We start from the raw sequence: 23,750 nt of genomic DNA on the forward strand, positions 1-23,750 counted from the left end.
TATGCAAGCGGACTGACACCCGGCGAAGTTCCCGGATCCCGCTTGCGTCCCTCTTCCGGGTCGCGGTCGGCGTTGTCAGTGGGACGGTCCACAATGGTCGGCGTCAGATCAACCTTGTTGGTGAAGGAGCCGCAGCCGCGATGGCCCGCCGCAGCACGAAGACCACGCAGCCCGACGACTTCGAGGAGAAGATCCTCGACATCGACGTCGTCGACGAAATGCAGGGCTCCTTCCTCGAGTACGCGTACTCGGTGATCTACTCCCGGGCCCTGCCGGACGCGCGCGACGGCATGAAGCCGGTGCACCGTCGCATCGTCTACCAGATGAACGAGATGGGCCTGCGGCCCGAGCGCGGCTTCGTGAAGTGCGCCCGGGTCGTCGGCGAGGTGATGGGCAAGCTCCACCCGCACGGTGACGCGTCGATCTACGACGCCCTGGTGCGCATGGCGCAGCCGTTCTCGATGCGCCTGCCGCTGGTGGACGGCCACGGGAACTTCGGCTCGCTGGGCAATGACGACCCGCCGGCCGCCATGCGGTACACCGAGTGCCGGATGGCCGACGCGACGTCCCTGATGACGGAGTCGATCGACGAGGACACCGTCGATTTCACGCCGAACTACGACGGGCAGGAGCAGGAGCCGGTCGCGCTGCCCGCCGCCTTCCCGAACCTGCTGGTCAACGGTGCGTCCGGGATCGCGGTCGGCATGGCGACCAACATGCCGCCGCACAATCTGGGCGAGGTCATCGCCGCGGCCCGGCACTTGATCAAGCACCCGGGCGCCGACCTGGAGACCCTGATGCGGTACGTGCCGGGTCCGGACCTGCCGACCGGTGGCCGGATCGTGGGCCTGTCGGGGATCAAGGACGCGTACGAATCGGGCCGCGGCTCCTTCAAGATCCGCGCGACGGCGACCGTGGAGAACGTGACGGCGCGCCGCAAGGGCCTGGTCGTCACCGAACTGCCCTTCGCGGTCGGCCCCGAGAAGGTGATCGCCAAGATCAAGGACCTGGTGGCGTCGAAGAAGCTCCAGGGCATCGCGGACGTCAAGGACCTCACGGACCGCGAGCACGGGCTGCGGCTGGTCATCGAGGTCAAGAACGGCTTCATCCCCGAGGCCGTCCTGGAGCAGCTCTACAAGCTGACGCCGATGGAGGAGTCCTTCGGCATCAACAATGTGGCGCTGGTCGACGGTCAGCCGCTGACGCTGGGCCTGAAGGAGCTGCTGGAGGTCTACCTGGACCACCGCTTCGAGGTGGTCCGGCGCCGCAGCGAGTTCCGGCGCGGCAAGAAGCGCGACCGGCTGCACCTGGTCGAGGGCCTGCTCGTGGCGCTGCTCGACATCGACGAGGTCATCCGTGTCATCCGGTCGAGCGACAACTCGGCGCAGGCCAAGGAGCGGCTGATCGAGCGCTTCTCGCTGAGCGAGATCCAGACGCAGTACATCCTCGACACGCCGCTGCGCCGGCTGACCAAGTTCGACCGGATCGAGCTGGAGGGCGAGCGCGACCGGCTGACCCAGGAGATCGAGGAGCTGACCCGGATCCTGGAGTCGGACGCCGAGCTGCGCAAGCTGGTCTCGTCGGAACTGGCGGCAGTGGCCAAGAAGTTCGGTACGGAGCGGCGCACCGTGCTGCTGGAGTCGGCGGGCGCGCCCGTCGCGGCCGCGTCCCTGGAGGTCGCGGACGACCCGTGCCGGGTGCTGCTGTCGTCGACGGGGCTGCTGGCGCGTACGGCGAGCGGGGAGCCGCTGCCGGACAGCGGCGGCAAGCGCACCAAGCACGACGTGATCGTCTCGGCGGTGCCGGCGACGCAGCGCGGCGAGGTCGGCGTGGTGACGTCCGCCGGGCGGCTGCTGCGGCTGTCGGTGATCGACCTGCCGCAGTTGCCGGACACGGCGTCCGCGCCGAACCTGTCGGGCGGGGCGCAGGTGTCGGAGTTCCTGACGCTGGAGAAGGACGAGTCGGTCATGTGCCTGACGACGCTCGACGAGTCGTCGCCCGGCCTGGCGATCGGCACGGTGCAGGGCGTGGTCAAGCGGGTGGTGCCGGACTATCCGGCGAACAAGGACGAGCTGGAGGTCATCTCCCTCAAGGAGGGTGACCGGATCGTCGGCGCGGCGGAACTGCGCACGGGCGAGGAGGACCTGGTCTTCATCACGTCGGACGCCCAGTTGCTGCGGTTCCAGGCCTCCCAGGTGCGGCCGCAGGGCCGGCCGGCGGGCGGTATGGCCGGCATCAAGCTGGCGGCGGGCGCCGAGGTGATCTCGTTCACGGCGGTCGACCCGGCGGACGACGCGGTGGTGTTCACAGCCGCCGGTTCGTCCGGTGCGCTGGACCCGACGGCGGCCACGTCGGCGAAGCTGACGCCGTTCGACCAGTACCCGCGCAAGGGCCGCGCGACGGGCGGTGTGCGCTGCCAGCGGTTCCTGAAGGGTGAGGACGTCCTGGTGCTCGCCTGGGCGGGCGCGGCTCCGGCCCGTGCGGCGCAGAAGACCGGCACCCCGGTGGACCTCCCCGAGATCGACCCCCGCCGGGACGGCTCGGGCACCCCGCTCGCCAAGCCGGTTGCGGTGCTGGCGGGTCCGGCGTCGTAACGGGCCCCCAGGCCCCCACACACGGCGCGCCCACCAAGGGGCGGGCGCGCCGGTGGCCGTCAGGGCCGGTCGCTGTCAGGCCCGGTGGCCGCCAGGGCCGGTGGCAGTCAGCGCCAGGGGATGTTGCGCAAGGGGCTGCCCTCGTCGCCGGTGGGCAGCCCCCGCCTCGTTACTGCCGCTCGACGTGCGCGGTCGGTATCCAGGTCATGCCCACGGCACGCCCGGGTCCCGGCACGCCCGGGTCCCGGCTCGCGCCGGTCTCGGTCGGCGGTGCCACATGCGTCGTCCCGGCTTGTCTTATGGACGTTCTTCGTCGGCGGGTTCGGCAGGCTCCGGTACGTAGCGAAGGACTCCCCACATGGTGTGCTCCTCCGGGGCGTCCTCCGGGCCGGTGACGCGGCAGTCGCCGAGCGCCTTGAGCAGGGCGTCGCCGTCCGTACCGGAGCCGATGAGGACGAGCTGGGTGAGGCGCTGTTCGCCGCGTGGCCAGGGCTCGGGGTAGAAGCGGAGGAAGCGGCCGACCGCGTGCACGGAGTAGCGGTTGGCCGGGTCGGCGGCGCCGAAGTCGATGAAGCCCTTGATCCGGTAGAGGCCCTCGGGGCGGGAGTCGAGGAAGTCCAGCAGCTTGCGGGGGTGCATCGGCTCACCGGCGGTGAAGGAGACCGTCTCGTACGAGGCGTGCGGGTGAGCGTCCTCGACGACGTACAGATCGTCCAGGTCCTCGAAGGTGAGCTGGCGTGAGCCGCCGTCGTCGGTGCGGGCGGCGCGGTCGAAGAGCAGTTCGGGGTCGACCCTGCCGTAGGCGGCGTCGATCACCGCGGCACGGTCGGCGAGTTCGGTGACCGCCGCGTGGACACGCCGTAGCTCGTCCGGGTTGACGCGGTCGGCCTTGTTGACGACGACGAGGTCGGCGATGGCGAGGTGGCGGTCGGTCTCCGGGTGCCGTTCGCGGGTGGCGTCGAACTCGGCCGCGTCGACGACCTCGACCAGGCCGCCGTACACCACGCGCTCGTTGTCGCTGGCGAGGATCATCCGCACCAGCTCCTGCGGCTCGGCGAGGCCGCTCGCCTCGATGACGATGACGTCGAGGCGGGAGGAGGGCCGGGTGAGGGTCTCCAGGTAGGTGTCCAGCTCGCTCGCGTCAACGGCACAGCACAGGCAGCCGTTGCCGAGGGAGACGGTGGAGCCGACCTGTCCGGCGACGGTCATGGCGTCGATCTCGATGGAGCCGAAGTCGTTGACCATGACCCCGATGCGGGTGCCTCTGGCGCTGCGGAGCAGATGGTTCAGCAGGGTCGTCTTGCCCGACCCCAGGAAACCCGCGAGGACGACGACGGGGATCTGCTGCGGCACGCTGCTCAAGGGGCACCCTTCTCGGTCGGCTCCGCGTTCGGCGGCTTGCGGCCCTCAGGATAGGCGGGGCCGGAGCCGGTCCGGGGCGGACCTTCCCGCACGGGCGTGGCTGGGGTGCCGCCTTTCCGCGTGGGCGGGGCTGGGGTGCCGCCTTCCCGCACGGGCGGGGCTGGGGTGCGGCCTTTCGCGTGGGCGGGCGTGACGCCGGACATTTCGTAAAGGGGGAGGCTGCCTTTACGGTTCCTGGCATGAGCCCCGCAACGACCTCGTCGCCCGCCACCGCCGCGCCGCCCGCGCGCCGGCCGGCGGTGCGACGCCGACGGTTCGGCTGGCCGCAGCGGGTGTTCTCGCAGGTCCTGCTGATGCAGTTGGCCATCGTGGTCGGCGTGACGGTGCTGGCCACCGGCCTGTTCCTGGCCCCGCTCAGCGCCCAGCTCGACGACCAGGCCATGCGCCGCGCCCTGGCGATCGCCGAGGCGACCGCGTCCAGCGACGTCGCCGATGAGCTGGTGCGTACGCCGCCGAGCGCCACCGGCCCCGTACAGGCGGAGGCCGAGCGGATCAGGCGGGCCACCGGCGCCGAGTACGTGGTGATCATGGACCGGCGCGGGGTGCGGTGGTCCCACACCGACCCGGCCAAGATCGGCGAGGTCGTCTCCACCGACCCCAGCGACGCGCTCGCGGGCAAGGACGTGATGGAGATCGACAGCGGCACGCTCGGCCGCTCGGCCCGCGGAAAGGTTCCGCTGAGGAACGGGGCGGGCGAGATCGTCGGCGCGGTGTCCGTCGGCATCGAGTACGACAGCGTGCGGGCCAGGCTGCTCGCGGCGATCCCGGGCCTGTTCGCGTACGCGGGCGGCGCCCTGGCGGTCGGGGCGCTGGCCGCCTATCTGATCTCGCGCCGCCTTCAGCGCCGTACGCACGACCTGGCCTTCTCCGACATCTCGGCGCTGCTCGCCGAACGCGAGGCGATGCTGCACGGCATCCGCGAGGGCGTCGTCGCGCTGGACGGGGCCGGGCGGATCCGGCTGGTGAACGACGAGGCGCAGCGACTGCTGGGCGTGGGCCCCGAGGCGACCGGCCGGCCGCTGGAGGAGGTGCTCGGCGAGGGCCGTACGACGGACGTGCTGGCCGGGCGGGTCACCGGCGAGGACCTGGTCACCGTACGCGGGCACCGGGTGCTGATCGCCAACCGGATGCCGACGGACGACGGGGGCGCCGTCGCCACGCTGCGCGACCGGACTGAGCTGGAGCGGCTCGGGCGCGAGCTGGACTCCACGCGCGGCCTGATCGACGCGCTGCGAGCCCAGGATCATGAGCACGCCAACCGGATGCACACAGTGCTGGGGCTGCTGGAGCTGGAGATGCACGAGGAGGCGGTGGAGTTCGTCACCGAGGTGGTGGGCGTCCACCGGGCGACGGCCGAGCAGGTCACCGAGAAGGTGCACGACCCGCTGCTCGCCGCGCTGCTCGTCGGCAAGGCCACGGTGGCGGCGGAGCGCGGCGTCTCGCTGCGCCTGACGCCCGGGACGCTGCTGCCCGACCGGCTGGTCGAGCCGCGGGAGCTCGTGACGGTCGTGGGCAACCTCGTGGACAACGCGGTCGACGCGGCGGCCGGGTCGGCGGAACCGCTCGTGGAGGTCGAGCTCCGCGCGGAGGGCCGTACGGCGGTCCTCAGGGTCACCGACAGCGGGCCCGGCGTCCCGCCCGAGCGGCGGGAGCTGGTCTTCACGGAGGGCTGGTCCACCAAGGACCGCCCCGCGCACGGCGGTCGCCGCGGGCTCGGCCTGGCCATGGTGCGCCGCCTGGCAGAACGCCAGGGCGGCCACGCCCGCGTGTCCGAGGCGGCCGGTGGCGGGGCCGAGTTCACCGTCGTCCTCCCGGAAGCCCTGACGGATGCGGAAGCAGGAGCGGGGCCTGGGCCGAGGCCGGGGGCGGGGCCGGAACTGGGGTTGAGGCCTGGACTGGGGTTGGGGCCGGAAGCGGAACCGGGACCGGGGCCCGCACCGGCAAGAGGCCCGCAGCGGGGCGAGGCGGACGCACTGGCGGGGCAGCCCGCCGAGGTCCCCCCGGCGGAGGCGGCCGAGGCGCCCCAGGGCGCCCAGGCGGCCTCCGGGGAGCCTCAGCCGCCGCGGTCGCGCCCCTCCGGGACGGAGACGGCCGCACCGGGAGGGTCGCGGTGATCGGCGTCCTGGTCGTGGACGACGACGTCCGGGTGGCGGAGATCAACGCCGCGTACGTGGCCAAGGTGCCCGGCTTCGAGGTCGTCGCGCTCGCTCACACGGCGGCGGAGGCACTCGCCCGGGTCGAGGAGGTGCCGGTCGACCTCATCCTGCTCGACCACTACCTGCCGGACGAGAACGGCCTCGCGGTCGTACGGGAGCTGCGCCGGCGCGGGCACCAGACCGACGTGATCATGGTGACGGCGGCCCGTGACGTGGCCACCGTGCAGGCGGCTCAGCGCCATGGCGCACTCCAGTACCTGGTGAAGCCGTTCAACTTCGCGGGCCTGCGGCCCAAGCTGGAGGCGTACGCGGCGCTACGGCGCACGCTCGACGGGGGCGGCGAGGCCGAGCAGGCGGAGGTGGACCGTATCTTCGGCGCCCTGTCGGTGAGTTCGGGCGCGCCCGACCTGCCCAAGGGCCACTCCCCCACCACGGCCGAGCTCGTGCGCCAGGTGCTGCTGGCCGCCGAGGGACCGCTGTCCGCGCAGGAGATCGCGGAACTGGCCGGGGTGAGCCGGCAGACGGCCCAGCGGTACCTGAAGCTCCTGGAGCGGGCGGGCCGGGTGCGCCTGTCGCTGAAGTACGGCGAGACGGGCCGCCCTGAGCACCGCTACACCTGGGCCACCTCGTAGGCCACCGGGCGGCCACGTAGGGCGCTTCCACCAGGGACTCCTACACCGCGCCCGCGCCCGTCAGCGCCCGTACCTCTGTCTCCGCGTGCCTGGCCTCGTCCGGGGCCTCCGCGGAGGTGACGGTGCCGAGCCAGCCGGCGAGGAAGCCCAGCGGGATGGAGACCAGGCCGGGGTTCTGGAGCGGGAAGACCTGGAAGTCCAGGCCGGGGAAGAGCGCGTCGGGGCTCCCGGAGACGACCGGCGAGAACGCCACCAGCAGCACGGCAGGGACGAGCCCTCCGTACACCGACCAGACCGCGCCGCGCGTGGTGAAGTTCCGCCAGAACAGCGAGTACAGCAGCACAGGCAGGTTCGCGGAGGCGGCGACCGCGAAGGCGAGGCCGACCAGGAAGGCGACGTTCAGGTCCCGGGCCAGCAGGCCCAGACCGATCGCGACCGCACCGATCCCGACGGCCGCCACGCGCGCCACCGCCACTTCGCCGTACCGCCGCTCGCCGTGCGGCCCCTCCCCGTGCGGCCCCTTCCCGTGCGGCCCCTCCCCGTGCGGCTGCTCCGCGTGCGGCTGGTCCGCCTGCGGCCGCGCGCCGTGAGACCGCTTCCCGTACCGCCCCTCCCCGGACCGTCGCCTCCCGTACCGCCCCTTCCCGTACCGCCGCTGCCCCTGTGGCCGCTCCCCGTGCCGACGCCTCAGGGAGGCGTACAGGTCGTGCGCGACCGACGCCGACGAGGCCAGGGTGATGCCCGCGACGACGGCCAGGATCGTCGCGAAGGCCACCGCCGCGACCACCGCGAACAGCACCGCTCCTCCGGTCGAACCCGCTCCCCCGCCCAGGTCGAGGGCGAGCAGCGGCACAGCCGTGTTGCCCGCGGCGTTCGACGCCCGCACCTCCTCGGTGCCGACGATCGCGGCGGCGCCGAAGCCCAGGACGATCGTCATCAGGTAGAAGCCGCCGATGAGGCCGATGGCCCAGACGACCGAGCGGCGGGCGGCCCGCGCGGTCGGCACGGTGTAGAAGCGGGACAGGATGTGCGGCAGCCCGGCGGTGCCCAGGACCAGCGCCAGGCCGAGGCTGATGAAGTCCAGCCGCGAGGTCCAGTCCCCGCCGTACTTGAGGCCGGGCGAGAGGAACTCCCGGCCGTGGCCGCTGCGTTCCGCCGCGGTGGTGAGCAGTTGGTTGACGTCGCCGTGGAAGCGCAGCAGGACGAGCACGGTGAGCGCGATCGCGCCCGCCATCAGCAGCACGGCCTTGACGATCTGGATCCAGGTGGTGGCTCGCATCCCTCCCAATGACACATAGATCACCATCAGTGCGCCCACGCCGATCACGGTCCACGAACGCGCGGCCTCGCTCGTACCGCCCAGCAGCAGCGCGACGAGGCTGCCCGCCCCCACCATCTGCGCCACCAGATAGAGAACGGACACGGTGACCGAGGAAGTTCCCGACGCGATACGGACCGGCCGCTCCCGCATGCGCGCCGCGATCACGTCGGCGAGTGTGAACCGGCCGCAGTTGCGGACGAGTTCGGCGACCAGGAGCAGCACGACGAGCCACGCCACCAGGAAGCCGACCGAGTACAGCATCCCGTCGTAGCCGAAGAGCGCGATCAGGCCGGAGATGCCCAGGAAGGACGCGGCGGACATGTAGTCACCGGCGATGGCGAAACCGTTCTCCATGGGGGAGAACAGCCGCCCTCCGGCGTAGAACTCCTCCGCCGAACCGCGCCGGTTGCGGCTCACCCAGGTCGTGATCGCGAGGGTACCCGCGACGAACGCGCTGAACAGCAGGAGGGCCAGTACCTGGTGGTCTCCGGTCAACGCTCGACCGCCCCTCGCGTCAGCTCCTGCTCCCTCTCCCGGTCGAAGACGGCCCACCGCAGGTCGAGCGCGGCACGGTCGCGGTGCAGCCGGGCATGGCGGACGTACGCCCAGGTCAGCAGGAAGGTGGTGAGGAACTGCCCGAGTCCCGCGACCATCGCCACGTTCACCGCCCCGGCCACCGGGCGCGACATCAGCCCGGGGGCCGTGGTCGCCGCCACGACGTAGACCAGGTACCAGGCGAGGAAGGCCAGGACGGCCGGCCCGACGAAGCGCCGGTAGCGGCCGCGCACCTCCTGGAAGGCGGCGCTGCGCTGCACCTCGAGGTAGATGTCGGCCGCACCGCGCCGCTGCTCCTGCCGTGCCCGGCCCGGGCCGGGCACGGCTGCGGCCGGCGCCCCCGTACCGTCCGCCTCGCCCCAGCCGGAGGCGAGCGCGTCGTACCACGGGTCATCGATCCGTGCCGTGGCGGGATCGAGCGCTTCCCTGTTCTCCACCGGTCAACTCTCCTTGTCGGCGAACCGTTTCAGCCGCGTGCACAAGGATGGGCAGACCGGGAAGATCCCGGACTCTTCTCTCCGCGCTCTTCACCCCATCAGGTGACCTTGACGACCGATGCCCCGGCTCCGCCCACCAGGGGGAGCCGGGGCATCGGGGAGGCGGATCAGGCGTCGATCCGGGACCGGTCGAGGGTCGCGGCGGAGCTGGTGATGAACTCCTTGCGCGGCGCCACGTCGTTGCCCATCAGCAGGTCGAAGACCTGCTCCGCCGACTCCAGGTCGCCGATGTTGATCCGGCGCAGGGTGCGGTGGCGCGGGTCCATCGTGGTCTCCGCGAGCTGGTCGGCGTCCATCTCACCGAGGCCCTTGTAGCGCTGGATGGAGTCCTTGTACCGGATGCCCTTGCGCTGGAACTCCAGCAGCGTCTGCCGCAGCTCGTTGTCCGAGTACGTGTACACGTACTTGTCCTGGCCCTTCTTGGGCTGGATCAGCTCGATGCGGTGCAGCGGCGGTACGGCGGCGAAGACGCGGCCCGCCTCGACCATCGGCCGCATGTAGCGCTGGAACAGCGTCAGCAGCAGGCAGCGGATGTGGGCGCCGTCGACATCGGCGTCCACGAGCAGGACGATCTTGCCGTACCGGGCGGCGTCGATGTCGAAGGTCCGGCCGGAACCCGCCCCTATGACCTGGATGATCGCGCCGCACTCGGCGTTCTTGAGCATGTCCGAGACGGACGACTTCTGGACGTTGAGGATCTTTCCACGGATCGGCAGCAGCGCCTGGAACTCGCTGTTCCGGGCGAGCTTGGCCGTGCCGAGCGCGGAGTCGCCCTCGACGATGAAGAGCTCGCTGCGCTCCACGTCGTCGCTGCGGCAGTCGGCCAGCTTGGCCGGCAGCGAGGAGGACTCCAGCGCGGTCTTGCGGCGCTGCGCCTCCTTGTGCTGACGGGCGGCGATCCGCGTACGGGCGGCGGCGACGGCCTTCTCCAGCACCGCGCGGGCCTGGGCCTTGGCGTCGCGCTTGGTGGAGGTCAGGAAGGCCTTCAGCTCCTTGGCGACCACATTGGCGACGATGCGGTTGGCCGCCGACGTACCGAGGACCTCCTTGGTCTGGCCCTCGAACTGCGGCTCGGCGAGCCGGACCGTCACCACGGCGGTGAGGCCCTCCAGGGCGTCGTCCTTGACGATGTCGTCCTCGGCCACGCGCAGCAGCTTCGTGGAGCGCAGGACCTCGTTCACCGTCTTGGTGACCGCGCGCTCGAAGCCGGTGACGTGGGTGCCGCCCTTGGGGGTGGCGATGATGTTCACGAACGACTTGATCGTGGCGTCGTACCCGGTCCCCCAGCGCAGTGCCACGTCCACACCGAGCTCACGGGTGACCTCGGTGGGCGTCATGTGCCCGCGCTCGTCGAGGACGGGCACGGTCTCCTTGAACGTGCCCTGGCCGGTCAGCCGCAGCACGTCGCAGACGGCCTTGTCCTGCGCCAGGTACTCGCAGAACTCGCTGATGCCCCCGTCGAACCGGAACGTCTCCTCGCTCTTGCCCACCCCCTCCAGGTCGCGCTCGTCCCGGACGACGATGGTCAGGCCGGGCACCAGGAAGGCGGTCTGGCGGGCGCGCTGGTGCAGGTTCTCCAGGGAGAGCTTGGCGTCCTTGAGGAAGATCTGGCGGTCCGCCCAGTACCGCACGCGGGTGCCGGTGCGGGTCTTCGGGACGCGCTTGATCTTGCGCAGCCCGTTGGCGGGGTCGAACGGGGCGTCGGGGCCCGACTCGGTGAAGATCCCGGGAACGCCGCGGCGGAAGCTGATCGCGTGCGTGGAGCTGTTGCGGTCGACCTCGACGTCGAGCCGGGCCGACAGCGCGTTCACCACGGAGGCGCCCACACCGTGCAGACCGCCGGAGGCGGCGTACGAGCCGCCGCCGAACTTGCCGCCGGCGTGCAGCTTGGTCATGACGACCTCGACACCGGAGAGGCCGGTCTTCGGCTCGACGTCGACGGGGATGCCGCGGCCGTTGTCGCGCACCTCCACCGAGCTGTCGTCGTGGAGGATGACCTCGATGTGGTCGCAGTAACCACCGAGGGCCTCGTCGACCGAGTTGTCGATGATCTCCCACAGGCAGTGCATCAGGCCCCGGCTGTCGGTGGAGCCGATGTACATGCCAGGTCGCTTACGAACCGCCTCGAGCCCCTCAAGGACGAGCAGGTGCCGCGCGGTGTAGTTGGAACCGTCACGGTCTGCGGTCAGCAGCGCACTGGACGGCACGGACGTCTCGGCGGTCACGCGGTTCGCTCCTCGCTGAATTTGGAAAGTGGCCTGTGGGGGTAAGGCCCGGCTTCTGTCACCGGGTCAGAGGGTACAGAGGCCTGGTAGAGCCGTTGTAACGCCACCCACGTGAAAACTCATGCTAGTCCAGAGTCGCAAGGGTGTTCGATCCCTCGATGGAGTGACGTGGACATCACGTTCCCTTCCAGGCATGAACCATTTAGGCTCCGGGCACGTCCTCATGAACAACCGGCAACCAGCCGGGAGGGCTGAACGAGACTGAACGAGACAAGCAACGCGAAACCCGTAGAGCACAGCAATACGGCTCATTCGCCGCCAACCGGCAGCAGACAGCCTCCTTGGAAAAACTTTCAGGGAAAAGCCACGAGCGGGAACGTTTTCGGCCTGGTTGGATGTTGACCCTGGTACGACAGCTCGTCGAGCTAGAGAAGAGGCGACGTGACTACTGTTCTGACCCCCGCGAGCCCGCTGACGGCCGCCGACCGCTGCGACCGCTGTGGCGCCCAGGCATATCTGCGCGTCGTGCTGACCAGCGGTGGTGAACTGCTCTTCTGTGCCCACCACGGGCGCAAGTTCGAGCCGGAACTCAAGAAGATCGCCGCGGAAATACAGGATGAGACGGACCGGCTCACCACCGTGCCGAACGCAGTCGAAGAGGACCGCTGACACTCGCATCCACGACGAGCCAGGGACCGGTCCAGGACCGGCCGACGGGCGACCGCCCCCCACCGAGGGGGCGGTCGCCCGTTCTCATGCCTTGCCCCGGGCCCGCGGCCTCAGCCTCGCCCCGGCCCGCAGCCCCTGCCTCGGCCCCGGCGGCCCTGGCACGGCCCCGGCCCGCAGGCCCGGCGCTCAGCCCCCGCCTTGACTCGGGCCCCGGCCCGCCTGCAGCCGGGCCCGGCCCGCGACCCAGGCCTCAGCCCATGCAGCCCCAGCGCTCAGCCGGCTCCGGCCCAGACCCCGGCCTCGGCGCACGCCCCGGCCCGCCAGGCCCGGCCCCGCTGGCCCGGCTTACAGCGGTGGTCGTCCCTACAGCGGAGGCAGGACGGCTGAGACGCGCGTGTAGACCCCCGGGCTGCCCGGCTCACCGCAGCCGCTGCCCCAGGACACCAGCCCGATGAGGCGCCCACGCGCCACCAGCGGTCCCCCGCTGTCGCCCTGGCACGCGTCGCGGCCCCCCTCCGGGTCCCCCGCGCACAGCATCGTGGCCGGCAGGTACCCCCCGCCGCCCTGGGCCGGGTACGCCCGCGCACACACCTCGTCCGGCAGCACGCGTACGTCCGCCGATCGCAGCGTGTACGCGTACGAGCCGCCGCCGGTCGTGTCGCCCCAGCCGTACACCGTGGCGGTCGTGCCCGGCCGGTAGGCCGGATCGCCACGCCGGGCGGCCTTGATGACGTACGTACGCGGCAGCGCGCTCGCCAGCGTGAGCACGGCGAGGTCGCCGGACTGCGTATCGGCGTCGTACGCGGGGCTGGTCCACACCTTGGTCACCGGAATCTCCCGCCCTCCGGCCTCCCGCAGCTCCGTGCGGCCCGCGATGACCTTGAGGTCGCTCAGCTCCCTCGCCTCCGTACCGAGCACCGTCGGCCCCAGGCAGTGCGCGGCGGTCACCACCTTGGTGGGCGCGACGACCACACCGCCGCAGAACTGCCCCGCGCGCGTACCCCCGAACCGGTCACGGCTGGAGAGGGCCACGGCCCAGGGACTGTCGGAGGCGCGTACCGGCTGTCCTCCGACGACGACGCTGTCGGCGGACGCGGGCGCGGGCGTACTGAGTGGCAGGACCGCCGTGGCCACGATGGCGGCAACGGCCGCGGTCCGCTTCCGGCTGATGGGACGACGCATGCGGTCTCCTGACTCTCCGGTGAACCAGCTTCACCCAGAGTCGGCCAGCGTGGCGCGGCCCGCACCCCAGCGGCGCGGACACGCCAGAGGGCCCGGCTCCCCTCGGGGAACCGGGCCCTCCGCGTCGTACGACCGCCTGACCTCAGTCGAGGTAGTTGCGCAGTATGGACGGGTGAGCGCTGTGCTTGGCCTGCATGGATGCAGGTGGGTGGGGAGCACAGTCCGTGAAATATCCCGGATTGAGATGACTCACCATGACCCTCCGCACGATCGCCCACCACCTTGGTCTACCCATCCGGCGCGACCCGCAGGATGTCGCAAAGATCGTCGACGGACTCCGCCCCACCCTGGACGAGCTTCCTGACGACCGGCGGAAACGGCTCGCCGCCGAGTGGACCAGGGTCCTCAGCGAACGTCACTGGCACCGGCCCTACCTTCGAGACTAAGCGCCTGCCACTGCGATGGCCGTTCTCGGGCTCATTGTTGTCGCCGCTGGAGCCTGGCTTCAGCGAGGTGGCGAACGAGGCGACCAAGGACCTCCGGGGTCGCCTCAGTCACCGAGGGAAGGCGAGTCATAGACGAGACATCTGTATCTCGGAACTCAGGAGCTCCCAGCTGAGGCATCATTGGACTTCACTATACGCATGACCACGGGGTTTCAGTCGGCAGGAGGCTGAGGATTGTCTGGACCAAGCCCCCTCCGGCTTGAAGATCTCACCTCTGGCCGGGTGGTGGCAGGCATCGCCCCCGGCGTGGACGTCGCAATCGTCGCGCTGCAGATGTTCGGAGCAGCCGCTGCCCAGGTGACGTACCGCCGCCCCGACGGCACCGTGGAGGAGACGATCCTCTACGAGGAGGACGCGTACCGGCTGGCCGAGGTGACCCCAGGAGCACAGGGCAGTGGCTTCGACGCGGATCCCGGACTGTTCCGGTTGGCGGCCGAGGCGCTACGGATCCGGATGGCGGCGCGCGGTGACGCCATGCTCGCCGTGTCCACCAGCCTCCTCGACCCACTGCCCCACCAGATCCAGGCTGTCTACAACGAGCTGCTGCCGCGCACCCCGCTGCGTTTTCTCCTCGCCGACGACCCCGGCGCAGGCAAGACGATCATGGCCGGGCTCTATATCAAGGAGCTGGCACTGCGCGGCGACCTGGAGCGCTGCCTGATCGTCGCGCCGGGCGGGTTGGTCGAGCAGTGGCAGGACGAGCTGCTGGAGAAGTTCGGCCTTGACTTCACCCTGCTCACCCGGCAGCTGATCGACACGACGATCGACGGCAACGTCTTCGACCGGCACCCGCGGCTCATCGCGCGTATGGACGGCCTGGCCCGCTCCGACGACCTGAAGCGGCTACTCGGGGAGAGCGGCTGGGACCTGGTCGTCGTCGACGAGGCGCACCGGATGAGCGCCAGCTACTTCGGTACGGAGCTGAAGACCACCAAGCGCTACGAGCTGGGCCGCCTCCTCGGCCGGCTCACCCGGCACCTACTGCTGATGACCGCCACCCCGCACGCGGGCAAGGAGGAGGACTTCCAGCTGTTCATGACTCTGCTGGACAGCGACCGCTTCAGCGGCCGGTACCGGGCGGGCATCCACCGGCATGACGTGTCCGGGCTGATGCGTCGCATGATCAAGGAAGACCTGCTCACCTTCGACGGCCGCAGGCTCTTCCCCGAGCGTCGCGCCTACACCGTGCCCTATGACCTCTCGCCCGCCGAGCAGGAACTGTACGAGCAGGTCACGGAGTACGTCCGCCGGGAGATGAACCGGGCAGAGCGGCTGGACGGGCGGCGCGGCAACCAGATCGGTTTCGCGCTCACCATCCTCCAGCGCCGCCTCGCCTCCAGTCCGGCGGCGATCCACCGTTCCCTGGAGCGCAGGCGGCAGCGGCTGGAGGCCAGGCGCCAGGAGATGCTGTCGGGTCAGCCCCTGGTCGCGCCTGTCCCGGCCCTCCCGTCCGTCCCGGCCGAGTACGAGCTGGACGACCTGACCGGCGGTGAGCTGGAGGAGTTGGAGGAGCAGGTCGTCGACGCCGCGACTGCCGCCCGCACCCTCCAGGAGCTGGAGCTGGAGATCGCCGCGTTGCGCGAGCTGGAGGGTCTTGCGGGGCGGGTCCTGGCTTCCGGCGACGACCGCAAGTGGCGGGAGCTGTCCGGGCTGATTGAGGACGAACCGCTGATGCGGGACGAGCAGGGCGTGCCGCGCAAGCTGATCGTCTTCACCGAGCACCGCGACACCCTGGACTACCTGTGCCGCCGTATCAGGAACCTGATAGGCCGCCCGGAGGCGGTGGTCGCCATCCACGGCGGTACCCCGCGTCCGCACCGCCGCGACATCCGTGACGCCTTCAACCAGGACCCCGACGTCCGCGTCCTCATCGCCACCGACGCCGCCGGCGAGGGCCTGAACCTCCAGCGTGCCCATCTCATGGTCAACTACGACCTGCCGTGGAACCCCAACCGCATCGAGCAGCGCTTCGGCCGCATCCACCGCATCGGCCAGACCGAGGTCTGTCACCTGTGGAACCTGGTCGCCGCCGACACCCGCGAGGGCCAGGTCTTCCAACGGCTCCTCGACAAGATCGAACAGCAGTCGAAGGCGTACGAGGGCAAGGTCTACAACGTCCTGGGGGAGCTTTTCGAGGGCGAACCGCTCCGCGGCCTCCTCCTCCAGGCCATCCGCTACGGCGACCAGCCCGAGACCAAGAGCAGGCTCGACCAGGTCATCGACGCTCGGGTCGGTGAGCGCGCCGTCGAGCTGATCAAGGGTCTGGCACTCGACGCCCATGTGATGGGCCTGGAGAACGTCCAAGCGGTACGGCTGCGGATGGAGGAGGCCCAAGCCAAGCGGCTGCACCCGCACTACGTACGGGCCTTCTTCCGTGACGCCTTCGACCGCCTCGGCGGCCACCTGAGGGCCCGGGAAAGCGGCCGCTACGAGATCACCCACATACCCGCCGTCCTGCGTGACACGGGGCGCTTCGGGCAGGGCCTCGGTGGGGTCGTGCAGCGGCGCTATGAGCGCGTCTGCTTCGACCGCGATCGCGTCACCGTGCCGGGCGCCGCCCGCGCCGACCTGATCGCCCCCGGCCATCCGCTCTTCGAGGCCGTATTGGAGGAGACGGTCCACCGCCACGGCGACCTGCTCACCCGGGGCACGGTCCTCGTCGATGCCTCCGACGCAGGCACCCGCCCTCGGCTGCTGACCGCGCTGGTCCAGGACATCGTCGACGGCCACCGCCGCTCGGTCGACCGCTCCTTCGCCTTCGTGGAACTCCACCCCGACGGCACTGCGCACGACGCCGGCCCTGCCCCCTACCTTGATTACCGTCCGCCCACGCCCAGAGAAGCCGAGGCGGCGGCGGTCCTGCTCAAGGAGGACTGGCTGCGCGACGGTGGCCCCGCCCGCGCGATGGACTGGGCTGTGCGAGAGGCGGTACCCCAGCACCTCGCCCGGTCCCGGGAACGCCTGCTGCCGGTCATCGACCGCACCCGCGCCCAGGTCGAGCAGCGCCTCCGCCAGGAGATCAGCTTCTGGTACGCCCAGGCCGGGAAACTCGAACTCGAACTCGCCGAGGGCAAGAAGGTCCGCCACCGCCCCGAGACCGCCCGCGCCTGGGCCGAGGACCTCGAACGGCGCCGCGAGCAGCGCCTCGCCACCCTCGACAAGGACCAGGCCCTCCAGGCCCGGCCGCCCGTCGTCGCCGGCTGCGCGCTCGTCGTCCCCGTCGGTTGGCTCGCCCGTCACCTCGGTCCCGCCGAGACCTCGGCGGAGAGGGCCGTATTGGACGCCCTGCGCGCCGCCGACGGCTACGAGACCGACCGCCGCGCGGTCGCCGCGGTGTTGGGTGCCGAGCGCGGCCTGGGCCGCGTCCCAGAGGAGATGGCCCACAACAATCCCGGCTACGACATCCGCTCCCTTACTCTTGACGGTCACCTCGTGCACATCGAGGTCAAGGGCCGCAGGGAGGGCGCGGAACACTTCTACGTCAGCCGCAACGAGGTCCTCGTCGCCAAGAACAGGGGCGAACACCACCGTCTCGCCTTGGTCTCCGTCAGCCCGCACGGTCCGGAACACGACGAGATTCGCTACCTCACCAACGCCTTCGCCGACACCGACTTCGGCGATCTGAAGACCGAGGGCCTCCTGCTGTCGTGGCAGGACGCCTGGAACAAGGGAGGAAACCCGCAGTGAGCGGTGCAACGGAAGAGACGGCCCCGGAGCGCCGCACGAAGCTCATCGAGGTCTCCCTCCCGCTGGAGGCGATCAACCGGGAGTCCGCGCGGGAGAAGTCCATCCGCCACGGACATCCATCCACGCTCCACCTGTGGTGGGCCCGGCGTCCCTTGGCCGCAGCCCGCGCGATGCTGTTCGCCCAGCTCGTCGACGACCCGTCCGCTCGGCCCGATCTGTACCCCGGTGAGGAGGAGCAGAAGGCCGCGCGGCAGGAGCTGTTCGACCTGATCGAGGAGATGGTCCCCTGGGAGGCCACCCGCGACGAGCGGATCATGCGCAAGGTTCGCGAGAAGATCGCCGAGTCCAACGGCGGCTCGGCCCCGCCTGTGCTCGATCCCTTCGCGGGCGGCGGCACGATTCCGTTGGAGGCGCATCGGCTCGGCCTTGAAGCGCACGCCAGTGACCTAAATCCCGTGCCGGTCGTCATCAACAAGGCGCTGATCGAGATTCCGCCGAGGTGGGCTGGGCGGCGGCCCGTCTCCCCAAACGCCGAGCTGCGTACCGACGACTGGCCTGGGGCGAGCGGGCTGGCCGAGGATGTACGTCAGTACGGGAGGTGGATGCGAGAGCAGGCGTACGCCCGCATCGGCACCCACTATCCGAAGGCCAAGCTGGAGGACGGCAGCGAGGCGGCGGTTATTGCGTGGTTGTGGGCGCGGACCGTGGCTTGCCCTAACCCAGCTTGTGGGGTGGAGATGCCGTTGGTGCGGTCGTTCTGGCTTAGCAAGAAGAAGGACCGGCCCGCGTACGTCGTCCCTGAGACAGAGGGCGGGACGGTGACCTTCATGATCGGCGGTCCCGAGGGTGAGCCGCGCGGTGGGACCGTGGACGGCAAGGGTGCCGAGTGCCTGGTGTGCGGTGACCGGGCCACGCTTAAGTACGTACGGGCCGAGGGCGTGGCCGGGCGCATGGGCGCGGTGATGATGGCCGTGGTCGCAGAGGGGAAGCGGCGTCGGGTGTATCTGCCGCCTACAGCGGAGCATGTGGGGGCGGCGAATGTGGGGCGGCCGGTTGACGTGCCCGAGTCCGAGTTGCCTGAGCAGGCGTTGGGGTTCAGGGTTCAGGGGTACGGGATGCGGAAGCATGCGGACCTGTTCACCAACCGGCAGCTGCTTGCGCTGACCACGTTCAGTGACCTCGTCGGCGAGGCCCGCGAGAGGGTTGAGCGGAACGCGCGGAATGCGGGTATGGGGGAGGCGGAGGCGGCAGAGTATGCGAAGGCGGTGGCGCTATATCTGGCGCTGGCGTTCAGTAGAACTGCAGACTTGAACAACTCCATCGTTACTTGGTCCAACAGTCGCGACCAGGCCCGGAATCTCTTCGCACGCCAAGCCATTCCCATGGCATGGGACTTCGTGGAAGTAAGCCCCTTCGCCGACGCTGCTGGTGACCTGCAGGTGTCCGTTGCAACTGCTGGACGAGTACTGGACACACTGCCAGCGATCGATGTTCCAGGACATGTCACTCAAGCCGACGCCACCACCCGCACCTACGACCACTACGTCGTCAACACCGACCCTCCCTACTACGACAACATCGGCTATGCCGACCTCGCCGACTTCTTCTACGTCTGGCTCCGCCGTTCCCTCGGCTCTGTCTATCCCGAGGTCATGAGCACGATCCTCACCCCGAAGGAGCCTGAGCTCATCGCCACCCCCTTCCGCCACAACGGAAACTGGGAGGCCGCTGAGCGGCACTTCGAGCGCGGGTTCGTCGAGACGTTCTCGCACATGCGCGCGGGGCATCACCCGGACTACCCGCTTGCCGTGTACTACGCGTTTAAGCAGTCGGAGACCGATGCCGTCGATGGCACCGCGTCCACCGGTTGGGAGACGCTGCTGAGCGGCCTCATTGAGGCCGGCTGGTCGGTCACCGGAACCTGGCCGGTCCGCACGGAGCGCACCGGCCGTTCCCGCGACATCGGTTCCAACGCCCTCGCTTCCTCCGTAGTCCTCGCCTGCCGCCCCCGCCATATCACCGCTGGCACCACCGACCGTCGCGGCTTCCTCCGCGCCCTGCGCGATGAACTTCCGGACAAGCTGAGGAAGTTGCAGGAGGGCAACCTGGCCCCCGTCGACCTTCCCCAGTCCGCGATCGGCCCCGGTATCGCCGTGTTCTCCCGGTATGCCAAGGTCACCGAACCCGACGGCTCTCCGATGCGCGTACGCACCGCGCTCGGGCTCATCAACGATGTGCTGGCCGACGTACTGAACGAGCAGGAGGGCGAGTTCGACCAGGACACCCGGTGGGCGATCCGCTGGTTCGAGCAGTTCCAGTGGGGGAAGGGCGCCTTCGGGGACGCGGAGACGTTGGCGAAGGCGTACAACGTGTCGGTGAAGGGGCTCCAGGACGCCCACATCACCAAGTCCGGGGACAGCAAGGTGTGGCTCGTCGCCCCGGCCGATCTGCCGGAGTCGTACGACCCAGAGACCGACACTCGGATCTCCGTATGGGAGGCGGCCATGCATCTGTCCCGGCTGCTCGAGGGCAAGGGCTCCGGGTCTGGCCTGGGGCCAGCCGGTGAGCTGCTCGCCGGGATCCGACGGCGCGGGGAGTTCGACGAGGACGCCATCCGCGACCTGGCCCACCTGCTGTACAGCATCTGCGATCGGCGCCGCTGGTCGGAGAGCGGGCAGCGATTCAACAACCTGGCCAGCGCGTGGTCCGATCTCCAGACGGAGGCGCGCGCAGCCGAGAAGCGCGGCCCGAGCAAGCCCACGCACCAGCCTCTCTTCTGAACGCCCGCACAAGATTCAACGGCCGGAAAGGCAGGACACCCGCACCATGGCGGTGAGCAACCGAGACCGCGTTCAGCGCATGATCGAAACTCTCGCGGAAGGACTTCTGCCCTTCATAGAATGGGAGATGGTCAAGCGGCAGGGCGACACCTGGTTCGAGGACGCGGAGAGCGAGGCCAGGAGCCAGGGCAGGCAGATCGGCAAGCAGGATCCGCAGTTCCTGCTGAATCTTCTTCAGCGGTACTGGAGCAGCTACTTCCGGCACCTGTTGCCGGGGAGCGCTCGCGGGTTCGCCAGCGAGCTGAACGACGTTCACAACCGGTGGGCGCACAGCGCGTCGTTCTCCGCCGACGACACGTTGCGGGCGCTGGACACGGGGGAACGGCTGCTGCAGGCCGTGCACGCGGACGCCAAGCTCGTCGACGAGATCCGGCAGTCTCGGCAGACGCTGCAACGTCAGGTGACCGAGGAGGAGACCAAGAAGGCGGCCCGCCGTGCGCGTGCCGTGCCGAGCGTGGCCGCCGAGGGGCTACGGCCCTGGCGCGATGTGCTCACCCCTCACCCGGACGTGGCACGCGGCGACTTCAACGCCTCCGAGTTCGCAGCTGACCTGTGGCGGGTAGCGCGTGGCGAGGGCGCCACCGAGTACACCGAACCCGAGGAGTTCTTCCAGCGGACGTATCTCACTGAAGGACTCGAAGAACTGCTCACCAAGTCGCTGCGCCGGATCAGCGGCGACTCGAACGCCGCGCCCGTCATCAACCTTCAGACGAACTTCGGCGGCGGCAAGACCCACTCGATGATGGCGCTGTACCACCTGTATGCGCCGGGCCTCAAGGTGAGCCGGCTGCCGCAGGACCTGCAGGAGCTGATCGCCGCCGCGCCCGGCGGCGGACTGCCCGGCGGGCCGGTGCACCGGGCAGTACTGGTCGGCACGGAACTGGGCCTCGCCCAGACCAAACCCAAGCCAGACGGCACCAGGGTCAACACCATGTGGGGCGAGCTCGCCTGGGGGCTCGGCGGGAGGCAGGCATACGACATCATTGCCGAGGCCGACCGCACGAGCACGAGCCCCGGCACCGCTCTGCTCCAGGATCTGATCGCCGCGTATGCGCCCTGTGTCATCCTCATCGATGAATGGGTGCAGTACGCGGGTCCCCTCCTCGGCAACGACAATCTGCCCGCCGGTTCCTTCGAGACGCACTTCGCCTTCGCGCAGTCCCTGACCGAGGCCGTGGCCTCCGTCGACGGGGCCCAGCTGCTGGTCTCCATCCCGGCCTCTGTGACCGGTGAGATCAGTGCCGCCGACCAGTACGACATCGGCGGCGAGAACAACCGCGTGGCGCTGGAGCGTCTGCAGAACGTCGTCCACCGCAAGGCTGAAGACTGGCGGCCGGCCAGCCCCGACGAGTCCTTCGAGATTGTGCGCCGTCGGCTCTTCCAGACCGCCACCAGCGAGGTCCAGGCCGAGATCAACAAGGTGGCGCGGCTCTACACGCAGTTTTACGGCACCGAGAAGCGCGAGTTCCCGGCCGGCTGCGACACCATGGACTACGAGCGGCGCATTAAGTCGACGTACCCGATCCACCCGGAGCTGTTCGCCCGGCTGTACGAGGACTGGTCAACGCTTCCCAAGTTCCAGCGCACCCGCGGCGTGCTTCGGCTGATGAGCACTGTCATCCACGCCCTGTGGCGGGACCAGAACCGGAGCCCCATGATCATGCCCGGTGACGTGCCCATACACGACACCCGCGTCAACCAGGAGCTGACGTACTACCTGGAGGACCGCTGGAAGCCGATCATCGACGCCGACGTCGACGGGCCCGATTCCACCCCTGCCGCCGTCGACGCCGAGAAGACGGTCCTCGGCCAGCGCGGCATGAGCCGCCGTGTCGCCCGTACCGTCTTCATGGGCTCCGCGCCCCGCGTGCACGCCGCACGCAAGGGCCTGTCCGAGGCACACATCCGGCTCGGCATGGCCATCCCGGGCGAGCCGCTGGGCAACTTCCGCACCGCTCTCAACGCCCTCGCCGACCGCTCCACCTACCTCTACGGCGACGGCGAACGCCACTGGTACGACACCCACGCCAACATCACCCGCACCGCCAAGGACGAGGCCGAGAAGCTCCTCGACGACCCCGACAAGGTGTGGGCGGACGTGGTGCGCCGGCTCAGCCCCCTGCAGAGCGTGCGGGGCAATTTCAACGGTGTCCACGTCGCCCCCCTGCCCGCCAGTGAGATCGCGGACAACGACACCGCCCGCCTGGTCCTGCTGCACCCCCGCTTCACCCACCGCAGCGCCAAGGGAGTACCCGACACCGACGCCCTGCATTTCGCGCAGGAGGCCCTCGACCAATACCGCTCGGGGACCCGCCAGCACCGCAACGCACTCGTCTTCCTCGCACCCGACCGCAAGGAGATCGAGGAGGTCGCCGAGGCCGTCCGCGAGTACCTGGGCTGGAAGGAGGTCCTCCAGCAGCACGTCCAGCTCGACCTGACGGACAGCCAGAAGACGCAGGCCAGGACCCGTATGGAGAGGGCCGACGAAACGGTGGGCCTCCGCCTCGCCAAGGCCTACCGGTGGGTCCTCATCCCCGAGCAGACACCCGGAGCCAAAATCGAGTGGGTTGACATCAAGGTCGACCTGTCCACCATCGACGATGCCGCCCCCCACGTCGGTGACCGCCTCAGGCGCGAGGGCATGCTCTACCTTCAACAGGCCCCCGCCGTACTCCACCAGCGCATCACGGACGCGCTGGCCCAGGACTGGAACCGCGACGGCCACATCTCCGTCGGCCGCCTGTGGGAACTGCACACCAAGTACCCCTACATGAACCGGCTGCGCGACCGCAGCGTCCTCGACCAGGGCATCGAGGACGTCTTGAACCACATCACCTGGGAGAACGACGGCTTCGCCCTCGCCACCGGCCACGACCCCGCCGCCGGCCGCTATCAGGGCCTCGTCCTGCCTTGCCGAGGCGTCTCCTTCGGCCAGATCACCGACGGCACCCTCCTGGTGCGGGCCGACCTTGCCCTTGCCCAGGAGACGGCCGACATCGCCGCGGCCGCCGCCCGGCGGCCGGAACCGGCCGATCCGCAGGAGACCGACGACGGCGGCAGCGGCAGCGGCAGCGGCACAGCGACTCAGACGCGCCCTGTGCCGGGTGCCCCGGCTACGGCACCGACCCCGCTGCCCCGGATTCCGACCCGCTTCTACGCCCATGCCCGTCTCGATACCGAGCAGTACAGCAAGCAGGCCACCAAGTACGCCTTCGAGATCCTCCAGCACCTCGAAGCCATCGGCGCCGACGTCGAGATCACGGTCGAGATCCATGCGACAGCGCCGGAGGGCTTCCCCGCAGACAAGGTGCGTACCCTCACCGAGAATGCCAACACCCTGAAATTGCAAGCCCACTTTGAGGAGGAGTAGGGCCGACAGGCCGGGCGAGGCGGTCCTCGCCCGGCCCGACCTAATCGATTCGGGACCCACGGGTGCTCTCGGTAGGCTGGTGGGCCAATGTCGT

Annotated in this window: 12 protein-coding genes; 7 read left to right on the top strand and 5 right to left on the bottom strand. The window is 70.1% G+C overall.

The features are described 5' to 3' along the window. Window positions 1–140: 140 nt before the first annotated feature. Complete coding sequence (locus ACZ46W_RS06055) at window positions 141–2,594, top strand: DNA gyrase/topoisomerase IV subunit A (RefSeq protein WP_468331964.1); 2,454 nt, start codon at window positions 141–143, stop codon at window positions 2,592–2,594. Between the two features lie 297 nt (window positions 2,595–2,891). On the opposite strand, the gene ACZ46W_RS06060 is transcribed toward ACZ46W_RS06055, so the two are convergent. Then, a complete protein-coding gene (locus ACZ46W_RS06060; protein WP_468331967.1) occupies window positions 2,892–3,956 on the bottom strand; it encodes a CobW family GTP-binding protein in 1,065 nt (354 codons plus the stop codon). Between the two features lie 239 nt (window positions 3,957–4,195). Here ACZ46W_RS06060 and ACZ46W_RS06065 point away from each other — a divergent pair, with 239 nt between their 5' ends. Together ACZ46W_RS06065 and ACZ46W_RS06070 are read left to right on the top strand one after the other, a co-directional pair. After that, a complete protein-coding gene (locus ACZ46W_RS06065) occupies window positions 4,196–6,130 on the top strand; it encodes a sensor histidine kinase (protein WP_468331970.1) in 1,935 nt (644 codons plus the stop codon). Next, window positions 6,127–6,804: a response regulator gene (locus ACZ46W_RS06070; RefSeq protein WP_468331973.1), complete on the top strand. Its 678-nt coding sequence runs from the start codon at window positions 6,127–6,129 to the stop codon at window positions 6,802–6,804. Before ACZ46W_RS06065 ends, ACZ46W_RS06070 begins: the two co-directional genes overlap by 4 nt. 40 nt (window positions 6,805–6,844) lie before the next feature. Here the strand turns inward: ACZ46W_RS06070 and ACZ46W_RS06075 are convergent, their stop codons facing one another. From ACZ46W_RS06075 to ACZ46W_RS06085, 3 genes are all read right to left on the bottom strand, one after another. Further along, on the bottom strand, window positions 6,845–8,620 hold the full coding sequence (locus ACZ46W_RS06075) for a solute symporter family protein (protein WP_468331976.1): 1,776 nt from the start codon (window positions 8,618–8,620) through the stop codon (window positions 6,845–6,847). Next, window positions 8,617–9,117, bottom strand: coding sequence for a DUF485 domain-containing protein (locus ACZ46W_RS06080; protein WP_468331979.1), 501 nt, complete (start codon window positions 9,115–9,117; stop codon window positions 8,617–8,619). The genes ACZ46W_RS06075 and ACZ46W_RS06080 overlap by 4 nt, the downstream gene beginning before the upstream one ends. Before the next feature lie 167 nt (window positions 9,118–9,284). Then, complete coding sequence (locus ACZ46W_RS06085) at window positions 9,285–11,402, bottom strand: DNA gyrase/topoisomerase IV subunit B (RefSeq protein ID WP_468331982.1); 2,118 nt, start codon at window positions 11,400–11,402, stop codon at window positions 9,285–9,287. Window positions 11,403–11,843: 441 nt separating this feature from the next. Here ACZ46W_RS06085 and ACZ46W_RS06090 point away from each other — a divergent pair, with 441 nt between their 5' ends. Next, window positions 11,844–12,071 carry a DUF7455 domain-containing protein gene (locus ACZ46W_RS06090; RefSeq protein WP_073755413.1) on the top strand — a complete coding sequence of 76 codons (228 nt, stop codon included), beginning with the start codon at window positions 11,844–11,846 and terminating at the stop codon, window positions 12,069–12,071. A gap of 363 nt (window positions 12,072–12,434) precedes the next feature. On the opposite strand, the gene ACZ46W_RS06095 is transcribed toward ACZ46W_RS06090, so the two are convergent. Continuing rightward, complete coding sequence (locus ACZ46W_RS06095) at window positions 12,435–13,253, bottom strand: serine protease (protein WP_468331987.1); 819 nt, start codon at window positions 13,251–13,253, stop codon at window positions 12,435–12,437. Window positions 13,254–14,005: 752 nt separating this feature from the next. On the opposite strand from ACZ46W_RS06095, the gene ACZ46W_RS06100 reads away from it, so the two are divergent. The 3 genes from ACZ46W_RS06100 (at window position 14,006) to ACZ46W_RS06110 (ending at window position 23,656) form a co-directional block, all read left to right on the top strand. Then, window positions 14,006–17,446 (top strand): helicase-related protein, encoded by a 3,441-nt coding sequence (locus ACZ46W_RS06100; RefSeq protein ID WP_468331990.1) that lies wholly within the window; start codon window positions 14,006–14,008, stop codon window positions 17,444–17,446. Continuing rightward, window positions 17,443–20,226: a DUF1156 domain-containing protein gene (locus tag ACZ46W_RS06105; protein ID WP_468331993.1), complete on the top strand. Its 2,784-nt coding sequence runs from the start codon at window positions 17,443–17,445 to the stop codon at window positions 20,224–20,226. Before ACZ46W_RS06100 ends, ACZ46W_RS06105 begins: the two co-directional genes overlap by 4 nt. A 79-nt stretch (window positions 20,227–20,305) precedes the next feature. Further along, window positions 20,306–23,656, top strand: a complete 3,351-nt coding sequence (locus ACZ46W_RS06110; RefSeq protein ID WP_468331996.1) for a DUF499 domain-containing protein — start codon at window positions 20,306–20,308, stop codon at window positions 23,654–23,656. The last annotated feature ends 94 nt before the right edge of the window (window positions 23,657–23,750 follow it).

This window comes from Streptomyces sp. NPDC031064 (assembly GCF_055570965.1).